The following is a 13962-nucleotide window of genomic DNA, read 5'->3' as shown; positions in this document are numbered from 1 at the left end:
AAAAAACATCGGGTATCAGCCTTTCATTTTCAGTTCATCCTCAAGACGGACAACCTGATCGCGAAACTGAGCAGCTTCCAGAAATTCGAGCTTCTTAGCGGCGGCAGTCATTTGTTTTTTAGCCTTGGCAATCGCTTTTTTAAGATCATCTTTGCTCATATATTGTATCTGATCTTCAGAGGCAATAGCCATGTCTGCATCTTGAATATAGGATTTCGGTGTTGCAGATTCCTCTGCTTTGTTGCGGCTGAAAACGGAGGAAATCGCCTTCTTTATCTGTTGAGGAGTTATACCGTGCTCTTCGTTGTATATCATTTGTATCTCGCGGCGGCGATTAGTCTCGTTGATGGTCTTTTGCATACTGTCGGTCATTTTGTCGGCATAGAATATTACCTTGCCGTTCACATTACGCGCAGCACGCCCCACCGTCTGAGTAAGAGAACGATGCGAGCGCAAGAAGCCCTCTTTGTCGGCATCGAGAATAGCCACAAGCGATACTTCGGGAAGGTCGAGTCCCTCACGCAACAAGTTGACTCCGACCAGAACATCAAATTCACCCGAACGCAGATCGTCCATAATCTGTACACGGTCGAGAGTATCTACATCGGAGTGGATATAAGCGCATTTCAGATCATTATTGGCTAGATAGGAGGTCAGCTCCTCAGCCATACGTTTGGTCAGAGTAGTCACCAACGTTCGTTCATTACGTTCTATTCTCAATTGGATTTCCTCCATCAGATCGTCTATCTGATTCAGACTGGGACGCACATCGATAGGCGGATCGAGCAGCCCCGTAGGACGTATAAGTTGCTCTACAACCACCCCTTCCGACTTCATCAACTCATAATCGGCAGGAGTAGCGCTCACATAGATAGTCTGAGGAACAAGCGACTCGAATTCTTCAAACTTTAAAGGTCTGTTGTCTAAGGCGGCCGGAAGGCGGAAACCATATTCGACCAGATTCTCTTTTCGGGAATGGTCACCTCCGTACATAGCCCGTATCTGAGGAATGGTGACATGGCTTTCGTCTATCACCATCAGGAAATCGTCGGGGAAGAAGTCGAGCAGGCAGAATGGGCGGGTACCCGGCTTACGGTTATCGAAATAGCGGGAATAATTCTCTATCCCCGAACAATGCCCTACTTCGCGTATCATTTCCAGATCGTAAGTTACCCGTTCGTAGAGGCGTTTTGCTTCCAGCGGTTTACCTATCGACTGAAAAAAGTCGACCTGCCTGCCCAAGTCGATATCGATCTCGCCTATTGCTCTCACCATACGGTCTTTGGTAGTCACAAAAAGGTTTGCCGGATAGATACGGAAATCATCATATTGGTCTATCTTCACCCCGCTAAGCGGGTCGAGACATTCTATACTTTCTATCTCATCTCCCCAGAACACAACCCTTACAATAGGATCTCCATAGGCAAGAAATACATCTATCGTATCACCTTTTACCCGGAAGTTGCCCGCCTTGGGATCGACTTCGTTACGGGAGTACAAAGCACTGACAAGAGAGCGTAAGAAGACATCCCGTACCAGCTTCTGACCTACTTGTATGGATATAGTAGAGTTCTCAAAATCTTCGGGGTTTCCCATACCATAAAGGCACGACACTGACGACACCACGATTACATCTCGTCTGCCCGAAAGCAAAGAGGTAGTAGTAGCAAGCCGCAGTTTCTCTATCTCGTCATTTATGGAGAGGTCTTTTTCTATATAGGTATTCGTGGATGGGATATATGCTTCGGGCTGATAGTAGTCGTAATAGGATACGAAATACTCTACCGCATTGTCGGGAAAAAATGTTTTAAACTCACTATACAACTGCGCTGCAAGAGTCTTATTGTGGCTTAGCACCAAAGTCGGCTTATTCACATTCTGAATAACATTGGCTACAGTAAACGTCTTTCCCGATCCTGTCACTCCTAAAAGAGTTTGTGCAGGAATATCGTCCGTAACACCTTCGGACAATGCACCGATAGCTGCCGGCTGATCTCCGGTAGGGCTATAATTGGAGGTAAGTTTAAAATTCATTTTTATCTATACGGCATATGATAACCCAAAGATAGTAAGAATTATGCACAACCAATACAGGAGGCAACTTCTATTAACTTAAAAACATATACGACAAATGGCAGTGACACAATGTAAGCAACACCGTTACGTTATTTGTTGAGAGCTTTCTCTGCTATTTCGTAATAATTATATACTTTTGTATCCTGTTTTACTAAAAGCACGTGGTATGTTTCAGAAAGTAAGAGTACGTTTCGCCCCCAGTCCTACAGGACCTCTACATATAGGAGGTGTGCGTACAGCATTATACAATTATCTTTTCGCAAAGAAGAACGGAGGGGATTTCATTCTCCGTATCGAGGACACTGACTCTCAACGTTTCGTTCCGGGAGCAGAAGAGTATATCATAGAAGCTCTTACATGGCTTGGTCTTAAATTTGACGAAGGCACACATCTTGGTGGTGCTTATGCTCCATACAGGCAGTCAGACCGGAAAGATATCTATAAGAAGTATGTAGATGTTCTGTTAGAAAAAGGAGCTGCTTATATTGCTTTCGACACACCGGAAGAACTGGATGCAAAACGAGCTGCTGTCTCGAATTTCCAATATGACGCATCTACTCGTTCTGAGATGAGAAACTCTCTGACTTTGGATAAGTCCGAAGTTCAAAGGCTTATTGATGGAGGAAATCAATATGTAGTACGTTTCAAGATAGAAGCCAATCGGGAAGTAATAGTAAACGACATTATCAGAGGAGAAGTAAAATACAATTCTTCGGTGCTGGACGACAAGGTGCTGTACAAATCGGCTGACAGCCTACCAACATATCATCTGGCAAATATAGTAGACGACCATCTGATGGAAATCACTCATGTGATAAGAGGAGAAGAATGGTTGCCGTCGGCTCCGTTGCATGTACTCCTGTACCGTGCTTTCGGATGGGAAGATACTATGCCTCAGTTTGCACATTTACCTTTGCTTCTGAAACCGGAAGGCAACGGTAAACTAAGCAAAAGAGACGGCGATCGTCTCGGATTTCCCGTATTTCCCTTGGAGTGGAAAGATCCTAAAACGGGAGAGATATCATCGGGGTATCGCGAAAGCGGTTACTTGCCTGAAGCTGTAGTAAACTTCCTTGCCTTGCTGGGATGGAATCCGGGCAACGATCAGGAAATTATGTCTATGGAGGATCTTATACACTTGTTCTCTCTTGAAAAATGCAGCAAAAGCGGCGCTAAGTTTGATTACGAGAAAGGAAAGTGGTTCAACCATCAATATATACAACTAAAGTCTGATAATGAAATAGCCGACCTGTTCTACCCTATTCTCGAAGAAAAAGGAGTAGACATGTCTATTGATTACATTACCTCTGTAGTAGGGCTGGTAAAAGAGCGAGTCTCTTTTGTAAAAGAATTATGGGATCAGTCTTCATTCTTCTTTGTTGCACCCACATCTTACGACGAAAAGGTCGTTAAGAAGCGTTGGAAAGAAGACTCTCCAGTACAGATGACAGAGTTAGCCGATATAATTAAAGGAATAGATGATTTCTCTTCGGCACATCAGGAAGAAGTGATAAAAGGCTGGATAGAAGAAAAAGGTTACCATCTTGGGAACATAATGAACGCTTTCCGCCTGGCTATTGTAGGTGAATCTAAAGGGCCTCACATGTTTGACATTACGGCTGCAATAGGAAAAGAAGAAACAATAGCACGCCTAGAAAAGGCGGTCAACGAAATAAAACCTCTTTAGCTATGTTTCTCTACAATTTGTCCATATATCTGTACGCATTTGTTGTACGCATTATTTCCCCTTTTCACAAGAAAGCAAGGAAAATGATTATAGGACATAAACAGACCTATAAGATACTTAAGGAAAAAGTAGATCCCAATACCAAATACATTTGGTTTCATGCTGCATCTTTGGGCGAGTTTGAACAAGGAAGACCAATTATAGAAGAGATTCGCAGAAAACAACCGGAAGCTAAAATCCTGCTCACTTTCTTTTCTCCATCGGGTTACGAAGTCCGTAAAGATTATCCTGTAGCAGATATAGTTTGCTATCTTCCTTTCGATAAGAAAAGGAATGTAAAGAAGTTTCTGAAACTCGTACAAATAGAAAAAGCCATATTTATCAAGTATGAATTCTGGTATAACTTTGTGAACAATCTCCATAAAAGGAATATACCGATCTATATGGTCTCAGCAATATTCCGTCCGTCTCAGATATTCTTTAAATGGTACGGCGGCACTATGCGGAAATTACTAAAATACTATAAGTGTATCTGCGTTCAGGACAACAACTCCGAACAGCTTTTAAGGTCAATCAGCATCACCAATGTAAAAGTATGTGGAGATACCCGGTTCGACAGGGTATTGGACATCCGCAGTCAGGCCAAACAGTTAAATATCGTAGAATCTTTTGCCCGTAAGGCACAGACCGAAAATGAGAAAATATTTGTAGCCGGAAGCACATGGCCGAAAGATGAAGATATTGTAATTCCATACTTTAACATTACTACAGATGTAAAGCTCATCATAGCTCCTCACGAAATAGATGAGGCACATCTCAAATATATAGAAAGCAATCTTCAACGGCCTCATATCCGGTACTCGCAAGCTATTCCCGAAATGATGGCAGATTATGATTGTCTGATTATAGACAGTTTTGGCCTTCTTTCTTCCATCTACCGTTATGGACAAGTAGCATATGTAGGAGGCGGGTTTGGTGTAGGTATACACAATGTACTTGAAGCAGCAGTGTATAATATCCCTGTAATATTTGGTCCTAACTTTAAGAAGTTCCGCGAGGCACAGCAACTAATGGAACAGGGAGGAGGATATTCCATATCTGATTATCAGTCGTTCAGAGGTCTGATGGATGAGTTTCTCCAATACGAGAACACCCTAAGTGCAGCAGGTAAACACGCAGGAGATTATGTAAAATCGAATGCAGGAGTAGTGGACAGAGTAATGCAAGAGCTGAAGTTCTGAATATCCTTTTTATATTCATTATTCTTATAATAAAAAATAATCTTGTAGATTTGTATTTTAAACCATAGTATTATGGCACAAATAAATAAGATATTGAATGGGAAAATAAAGATTCCCACCCCCGTATTTTTTATTGCTACGATTCTGATCATTATGTACTTTTTGCCTCGTGAAGGTAAATATAAGTACTCATATACTGAGAACAGACCGTGGCAATACGGACTATTGACAGCTCCTTTCAATTTCCATATTCACAAGTCTGACAAGCAGGTAAACTTTGAGAAAGATAGCATTCTACAATCATACCAGCCATATTATAAAACAGATCAGGACGTTTCGAGAAAGGCTATAAACCAGTTTACACAGGATGCAAATGCAAGGAGTATACCTTCCGAGTATATAAGCTATATTACAAAAAAGCTAGCCGAAGTATATAAGGCAGGAATTATTCCGGCTGATGATTACGATAAAGTTCAGAACCTGAATAAAAAGCAACTACATCTGCTTACAGATAATAACATCGCTATAACAAGACACGTTGCATCATTCTATACTCCTAAACAGGCATATGACAAAATAATAGATGATGTTCCTGCTCATATAGAATCAAGCACATTAAGATCGTTGAACCTAAACGATTATTTGAATGTCAACATTCTTTATGACGATAAGATGTCCTCCAATTACAAAGAAGAGTTGCTAAAGCAAGTAGCTCTGTATGAAGGAGAAGTACAATCGGGGGAAAAAATCATAGATCGGGGAGAGATAGTATCTCCTCATATAAGAAACATTCTCGACTCGTACAACAAAGAGGTAGAGAGTAAAGTAGGAACAAAGGCAAAACCGGGATGGCTATTCGTAGGAGAAGTGATAATGATAACTCTCCTAATTATGACGCTGATGGTTTATCTCAAATTCTATAGACTGGAAGAATACCGTAACAGGAAGAATATTATATTCATGTTGTTAATGGTAGTTATTTTCCCTATCATAACAGGGCTGATGGCCGACACTAAAATGTTCACCCTTATCTATCTATTACCTTTTGCCATACCAACCATACTGATCCGTACTTTCATAGATTCACGAACGGCGATGACAACCCATATGGTAACGGTAATGATCTGTGCACTCATGCTACCTTTGGCACAAATGGCACAATTTATAATTATACAGATACTGGTGGGATATATGTGCATTTTCAGCCTGAGAAATCTTTCGGAACGCTCTCAGCTTGTATATTGCTCTTTATTTATCCTCCTTACATATATAGTCACATACTCCGGATGGATATTATGTACAGAAGGAGACGTATCTTTGATTAAAGAGAACTCCCGTTTGTATATTTACTTCTGCATCAACTTCGTTTTCGTTTCTTTTGCCTATCTCCTGGTATATATGTGCGAGAAGGTTTTTGGGTTTATATCAGAAGTAAGCATGGTAGAACTATCTAATACAAACAGGCCATTACTGCAACAATTATCAGAAGTCGCTCCGGGTACTTTTCAGCATTCTATGCAAGTATCTACACTCGTTGTTTCTGCTGCAATACGTATTGGGGCAAATGCAACTCTCGTTCGTACAGGTGCACTATATCATGATATAGGAAAAATGATAAATCCAATCTTTTTCACAGAAAATCAGTCGGAAGGGATGAACCCTCATGCCGGACTAACAGAAAAAGAAAGTGCCCGTATTATAATAGACCATGTAGCTGAAGGCGTAAAGCTGGCAAAAAAGAACAATCTGCCTCAACAGATCATAGACTTTATAGAAACCCATCATGGAAGAGGAAAGGCGAAATACTTTTACAATTCTTACGTAAACAATCATCCGAACGAGGTTGTCGATGAGGCTGATTTTACTTATCCTGGCCCCAATCCATTTTCGAGAGAGACGGCAATATTAATGATGGCAGATACGGTAGAAGCAGCATCAAGAAGTTTGAAAGACAACAGTAAAGAAGCTATTACCGAACTAGTAAACCGTTTGATAGATACTCAGGTAAGTGACGGACTTTTAAAAAATGCCCCTATTACATTCAAAGATATTGAGCAAGTAAAAGAAGTATTTTGCGAAAAGTTAGTAAGCATGAGACATCTGAGAGTTGCTTATCCGGAACTAAAGAAATCCATAGAAACAAAATAACATTAAGATATTGAAATAAAAACAAAGTAAAAATGAGGAAGCTATTATTATTTTCACTTATCCTGATTGCCTTGAACATATCGGCTCAAAATAAAGGATATGAATTCGAAACAGTTAAAGAAAACCCTATTACATCTATCAAGAACCAAGGAAGCAGCGGCACTTGCTGGAGCTTTTCAGGACTTGCTTTCTTAGAATCGGAACTTATCCGCACAGGTAAAGGAGAACACGATCTATCGGCTATGTACATCGCCCGTCGCAATTATAACGACAAAGCTCAAAAGTATGTACGGGTTGGAGGAAATATCAACTTCTCGCAAGGAGGTTCTTTCGCTGATGTAGTGGAAACCCTTGACGAATATGGAGTTATACCAATGAATCTATATACTGGTCTTAACTATGGTGAAAGCGGACACAAACATGGAGAACTGGAAGCTGGTCTTAGCGGATATGTAAAAGGAATAAATGAAAATAAAAACAGACGTCTTTCTACAGCATGGATAGCAGGGTTTAATGGTATTCTTGATGCATATTTTGGAGCCATTCCTCAAAACTTCGACTATAAGGGTAAATCTTATACACCTCAGTCGTTAGGTAAATCTCTGGGACTGGAGAGTAAAAATTACATTTCTCTGACATCATATTCTCATCATCCTTTTTATTCTGCTTTTGCTTTGGAAATTCCGGACAACTGGCGTTGGTCTCTTTCCTACAATCTACCCATAGATGAGCTTATGCAAGTATTCGACTACGCTATCAACAATGGTTATACAATAGCTTGGGCATCGGACGTGAGCGAAATTGGATTTACCCGTAATGGTCTTGCTGTGATGCCGGATGATGAAGCTCCTGAAAATGTAGGATCAGATCAGGCTCATTGGTTAGGCTTATCTCAAACAGAAAGAAACAATAAGCTTAAAGCAAAAATAGAAGAAGGCCCTGCAAAAGAAAAAGTAATAACTCAGGAAATGCGCCAGATAGCTTTTGACAATCAAGAGACTACTGACGACCATGGCATGCAAATATATGGTATTGCAAAAGACCAAAATGGAAGTAAATACTATATGGTAAAAAACTCATGGGGCGAAGCAGGTACTTACAAAGGATTATGGTATGCCTCAGAATCTTTTGTAAAATATAAGACTATGAGCATAGTTATACATAAGGATGCTTTACCTAGCGGACTAGCAAAGAAGCTAGGAATAAAATAAGCTCTGACTCTAAAAAAAGAAGTCCGAAAAATAAATTTTCGGACTTCTTTTTTTTAAGAGGATATGACATAAATATAGATTAAAACATACTACAATAATCTTTAATTCTATTATAAAAGTAATTAGAATACCTTTAAATAAATATTATCAAATAAGTTTTAACAATTTATAAATTCAACTGCATACTAACTCTTCAAATACACTCGAATAAAATAACTAACAACATAGCATAAAGAAAGTTACAGCATACAACAATCACTTTACATAGAACTACAGGACATCTTCTTTTTATCATTTTTTTAGACTTTTGACAATTTGAGTAAAAGAAAAAACTAATACCGTAACGGCATAAGTTTGAAATCCCCCATTTTTGTAAGGTCTTAAATCAAATATGGATTCGCACGATAAAATAAGCTATTACAATTTTCATCAATTTACAACTTCCTTGTAGAGCCTTGCTGAATAATCAATTGAATGAGTATTTCGCAAACAGTATATTTTTCAAAACGAATATCAATTTGTAAAAGACAATAAAAATTCAATTAATACACTGTTCTAAACTTATTTACAACACAAGTCTTAAGTCAGATATTATGTACACAAAAGCAAAAAGTATAGCAGATATTAAAGCCATTTTTTCAACTGATAATTTGGCTGTTAGCTATATTTTGTTAGAGAGAGAGAGAGAGAGAGAGAGAGAGAGAGAGAGAGAGAGAGAGAGAGAGAATATAAGGTTTTTTTCTCAGAAAAAGAACACCTTTACTTATACTTTAGCTATAAATACCGTGTTTTGGATAATTGCTTTAATTATTCAAAACACGGTATTTATGATTTTAAGCAATAACTAATCAAAACGACCTCCAATATAAAATAATACCCAATTATAGAAAACAGTTAAATTCTAATAAACTATGACAAGTAATGTAAAAGAAAAACTCCGAAAATTTGGGAAGATTCTGCTTTCTCTTTCCTTTTTCTGTTCAGCGATTTCCATATCAGCGCAGAAAAAAGCAGAAAATACCCAATCAGAAAAAGGAAAAGTCGATGTCCTGTTGATGGGTGCACAAGATTCGGCAACAGTATTACAATCGCTTTCGACTGTAAAAAGTGACCGTCTATTACATCGACCAGCCTTTCAAATGGAACAGTTTCTGGATGGAACCCTTCCCGGCCTTTATGTAAACTTAAACAACGGTTATCCAACTGAAAGTTTAGGCTTACAAATGAGACAAAGAAATCTGATGATAGTTGTCGATGGTATTCCTCGATCCGATGCTAATCTATCACCTAACCAAATAGAATCTATTACCTTAGTAAAAGATGGTTTAGGTTTGGCTGCATGGGGAATGTCATCGGGTGATGGTGTTTTATATGTAAAAACAAAAAGAGGTGCGGCTAACAAGATCAAAATTGATTTTACAGCTCAATACGCCCAAGCGCAACAAATTTACCGCCCCGAAATTCTTGATGCTTATACGTATGCAGATTTATTAAACAAAGCCTTAATCAATGATGGATCCACTCCACTATACTCTGAGCGCGATTTGGAGCTATATAGAACTGGAGAGAGTCCTTACACTCACCCCAATAATGATTGGTATTCTATATTGATGAGAGACAAAGCTCCTATTCAACAATATAATCTTAATCTGTCGGGAGGTAACGAATCTGCAAGATATTTCATTGATCTCAATATGTTTGATCAACAAGGATTCCTCAAACAGGATAAATCTATGAATTCTTATAACACAAGCGAGAGTTTCAAAAAATGGTCATTACGCGCCAATGTAGATGTAAACTTAACTAAAACTACCCTTTTTTCGGTAAATCTTTTCGGACAGATGTTTCGTGAAAATACACCGGGAACGTCTATGATGAGCGGAATATATAACGGAATTCATACAACTCCGGCAAATGCCTACCCTATTTTCAACCCTCCTGCCAACTTAAGCGGAAAGGGTGTATTGGAACAATCTTATGGAGGGAACACCAGCTATCCGAAAAATTTATATGCTCAAAGTCTGGCAACAGGATATATACTATATCCGAAAACAGATCTGAATTTCGACATGTCGCTTGAACACCGTTTCACTGGAGATCTTAACGGACTCTATGTAAAGGGTATATACTCTTACAACTCATCGTATCGTGAAACAAGAACTAATACTAAAGGATTCGATGTATGGCAGTATACCTATACAGATGACACTAAAGAGCCGAACGATCCATCTAATTATAAGAAGATAGTTACTGGAGATACGCCATCAAGAGGTTCCGGATATAATCGTCAAAATCGTCTTCAATATATAGAACTTCATTCCGGATATGATTTCAATATTGGCTTAAACAATATAAAGACCAGACTCACTTACTGGAACAATCAGTTCGTGCTGATGAGCACTGCCCTTCCTATGTATAAACAAGGCTTTAACTTTCATTCCACTTACGACTTCGATAAAAAATATATGGCCGAGATAAGCCTGTCAACCAATAGCCTCAACTACCTGAAGAAAGGACATCGATGGGGATTCTTTCCTGCTGCAGGTCTAGGTTGGAATATAGCCAATGAAGACTTTTTTAAGTTTGATGCAATCAACACATTAAAATTACGGGCAACTATTGGGTTAAATGGGAACGATGGTACAGGATCATTTTTTAGGAACGCCTCAGGAAATCTTACCTCGTATTATTATACCTACATTCCAACTTATGGTCCTGCAACTAATTCTGATGGAGACCAAATAAACGTAATATTAGGACAGAATTCTACACCTTATTCCACATTAGTAGAAAAAGGTCTTGCATATACTTCTCAGTGGGAAAAAAGCTTACGACTAGCTGTAGGCCTCGATATCGAAGCCTTTGATAAATCTCTGAAATTTGGAGTAGAGTATTTCAACAATCATCACTTTGACATTCTTGCGGTAAATATGTCTAAAAGTTATAGCGGATTACTGGGTATAGATCCTGTCGCTGAAAACTTTGCATCTTATCGCCAACAAGGAGTTGAACTTAGCCTAACTTATCAAAAGCAGTTTAATGATTTTTCATTTATAATAAATCCTCAAGCAACAATCTATAAAACTAAAACGCTAAAGAATGGAGAACCAGAGTTCCCTGAATCTTATATGCAATTTGTGGGAAGGAGTCGTCATCAGGTACATGGTTATATAGCAGAAGGGATATTTCAATCTCAAGAAGAAATAGATCAATACCTGACTCAGTATTATATAGATGGTTATACTCCTCAACCAGGAGACATCAGATATAAAGACTTAAATGGTGACTATAAAATAGATGGCTTGGATATCGATGAAATATATTCTAATGCACCACGTATAGAGTATGGCGTTTACCTGAATGCAGGATGGAAAGGAATTAATCTGAGTATGCAATGGACAGGGTTAGGTAATTCTCAGGATCAAATCTATACCATGCCTTTTGCTCGTAATAATAATGCTTATGGCAATGCTTTTAAAGAGAATCTTGACTATTGGACTCCAGACAATCCTAATGCAAGCTATCCTCGACTTACAGCAGGAAGTAACGCATACAATACGCGTACGTCTACTTTTTGGGTAAAAAACACCAGTTACCTACGTTTGAAAAACATTGAATTGTCTTACGATCTACCTCAAAACTGGCTAAAATCTATCCGCTTATCCGGTGTTAAAGTGTTTGCTAACGCATACAATGTTTTAACCATTACTTCTCTCAAATACAGAGATCCGGAAATTCCAAGTTATGGTAACACTGTTCCTAATATAAAGGCTTATAATGTTGGTTTGAACATTCAATTTTAATTCTATCAGAATATGAAAAAAAATATATATCTATTACTTTTCTGTTTCCATATCCTGTTTTTTGCTTCCTGCGATTCGTTCGAATCAGAGCCTCTAGACTGGAATTCGGAAGACAGAGTACTGAATCCCGGAGATTCGACTGATAACAGTGCTGTAAAGCAGTTGTTTTATGCATGTTACTTAAATTTACCAACTTTACACACTCGTATCGGCTCTTCTTACTTGGATGCAGCTACCGATGATGCTCTTCCTACCGGAACCAATACCACCTTAGATTATTTCCGAAACAATCTCGTATCAGCAAGTAATCTTCCTGATGGTGGAGCTTGGGCTAGTGGATATCAAGGTATTCGCCGAGTAAATCTATTTTTGAGTAAAGTAGGTATTTTTCCACCTTCGGCACAGGTTCCGGCAGACTATATAAAACAAATGAAAGCTGAGGCCCGCTTACTACGTAGTTTCTACTATTTCGAAATGCTGAAACGTTGGGGTGGTGTACCTATGCTAGGAGATAGAGTACTGACTGCAAAAGATGATCTCAATATTCCTCGATCCAGTATTCAGGAAGTAGCTGATTACATTACCAATGAAATCAGTCCGGATGTACCCGGATCTTGCTTCAATGACTTACATCCGGCTCAGGCTATTGTAGATGATCAGGACCCAAGCAACCAAGGAAATATGGTAGGACATGTGAACCAAGGTGTAGCATTAGCACTACTTTCCCGTTTACACTTATATCTTGCCAGTGACTTATACAATGAAAGTGGCAACGAGAGAAAAGCAAAATGGCAAACAGCAGCAAACTGGGCAAAACGCCTAATAGATTTGCATGTATATGATCTTTATAATAACCCTTCAGCGCAATTTCGTCAGTTCGCAATGGAACCAAAAGATTTCCCTAACAAGGAGATGATTATGATAAAACTCGTAGGAAGTCCAACTGTAGGTCTTGAGCAGAGTAATGCTCCAACAGGTTATTCTTATACCACCGCTTCGGGACTGGTAAATACTAACGGATACACCAGCCCTAGCCAAAATTTGGTAGATGCCTTCCTTACGCTCGACGGAAAATCAATTTACGAAGACTATGATCCAAAGAAAGAATATGAAGCGAGTTATAATCCACAAGATCCTTATGCCAACCGGGATCCACGTCTTAAACGCTTCATTTTCCTTAATGGAGACATGTGGCTGAAAAAAGCTGTGGAAACATTCGATGGAGGAGCCAACCGTGGAGCTCAACAGAATCTAAACTATACCCGTACCGGCTATTACTTGAAAAAGTTCTTAGGAGATAATAGTAATGTTGTTAACTATACAGCATACTACCACCATTATCAGATAATGCGCTATGCCGAAATCCTATTGAATTACTCTGAAGCCATCAATGAAGCTGAGCCTACAAATGATGCTGAAATTGTATATGGTCTGATAGAATTGCGCAAACGTGCAGGGATCAAGGCTGGAGATGACGGTCGCTATGGCCTGCCTGCCGCAGGAACATACAGCCAGGAACTTATGAGAAATATAATCCGTAACGAACGACGCATTGAGCTTTGCTTCGAGGAGCACCGTTTCTGGGATATTCGCCGTTGGAAAATAGCTGAAGATGTTATGAACAAGCCTATAAAAGGAATAAGAATTACAAAAAATGATAATGGAACATTTACTTATTCTTATGAAACTGCAGCGACATCTTCTTTCCTTCCTCATATGTACTGGTATCCGATACCTAGAGTCGAATTGTGGGGAAACAACGCTCTGGTACAAAATCCCGGCTGGTCATATTAAAA

The 13962-nt window shown here is 39.1% G+C and carries 8 protein-coding genes; 7 read left to right on the top strand and 1 reads right to left on the bottom strand.

Annotated features, from left to right (window positions below; all coding sequences use genetic code 11):
* Nucleotides 1–15: 15 nt before the first annotated feature.
* Complete coding sequence (gene uvrB / locus BGC7_RS04775; protein WP_050700418.1) at nucleotides 16–2034, bottom strand: excinuclease ABC subunit UvrB; 2019 nt, start codon at nucleotides 2032–2034, stop codon at nucleotides 16–18.
* 208 nt (nucleotides 2035–2242) lie between these two features.
* On the opposite strand from uvrB, the gene gltX reads away from it, so the two are divergent.
* From gltX to BGC7_RS04740, 7 genes are all read left to right on the top strand, one after another.
* Nucleotides 2243–3763 (top strand): glutamate--tRNA ligase, encoded by a 1521-nt coding sequence (gene gltX / locus BGC7_RS04770; RefSeq protein WP_050700417.1) that lies wholly within the window; start codon nucleotides 2243–2245, stop codon nucleotides 3761–3763.
* A gap of 2 nt (nucleotides 3764–3765) precedes the next feature.
* Nucleotides 3766–5004, top strand: a complete 1239-nt coding sequence (locus BGC7_RS04765; RefSeq protein ID WP_050700416.1) for a 3-deoxy-D-manno-octulosonic acid transferase — start codon at nucleotides 3766–3768, stop codon at nucleotides 5002–5004.
* A 72-nt stretch (nucleotides 5005–5076) separates the two neighbouring features.
* Nucleotides 5077–7152: an HD family phosphohydrolase gene (locus BGC7_RS04760; RefSeq protein WP_050700415.1), complete on the top strand. Its 2076-nt coding sequence runs from the start codon at nucleotides 5077–5079 to the stop codon at nucleotides 7150–7152.
* A gap of 32 nt (nucleotides 7153–7184) precedes the next feature.
* Entirely contained in the window at nucleotides 7185–8363 is a 1179-nt protein-coding gene (locus BGC7_RS04755; protein WP_050700414.1) for a C1 family peptidase, read from the top strand.
* Nucleotides 8364–8956: 593 nt separating this feature from the next.
* A complete protein-coding gene (locus BGC7_RS04750) occupies nucleotides 8957–9211 on the top strand; it encodes a hypothetical protein (protein ID WP_050700413.1) in 255 nt (84 codons plus the stop codon).
* A gap of 63 nt (nucleotides 9212–9274) precedes the next feature.
* Nucleotides 9275–12166, top strand: a complete 2892-nt coding sequence (locus BGC7_RS04745) for a SusC/RagA family TonB-linked outer membrane protein (protein ID WP_050700412.1) — start codon at nucleotides 9275–9277, stop codon at nucleotides 12164–12166.
* Between the two features lie 12 nt (nucleotides 12167–12178).
* Nucleotides 12179–13960, top strand: a complete 1782-nt coding sequence (locus tag BGC7_RS04740) for a RagB/SusD family nutrient uptake outer membrane protein (RefSeq protein ID WP_050700411.1) — start codon at nucleotides 12179–12181, stop codon at nucleotides 13958–13960.
* Nucleotides 13961–13962: the final 2 nt, after the last annotated feature.

Source organism: Dysgonomonas sp. BGC7 (assembly GCF_001261735.1).
Lineage (GTDB): Bacteria > Bacteroidota > Bacteroidia > Bacteroidales > Dysgonomonadaceae > Dysgonomonas.
The sequence above is the reverse complement of the archived record's forward strand: the minus strand, read 5'-3'. Positions and strand labels throughout refer to the sequence as shown.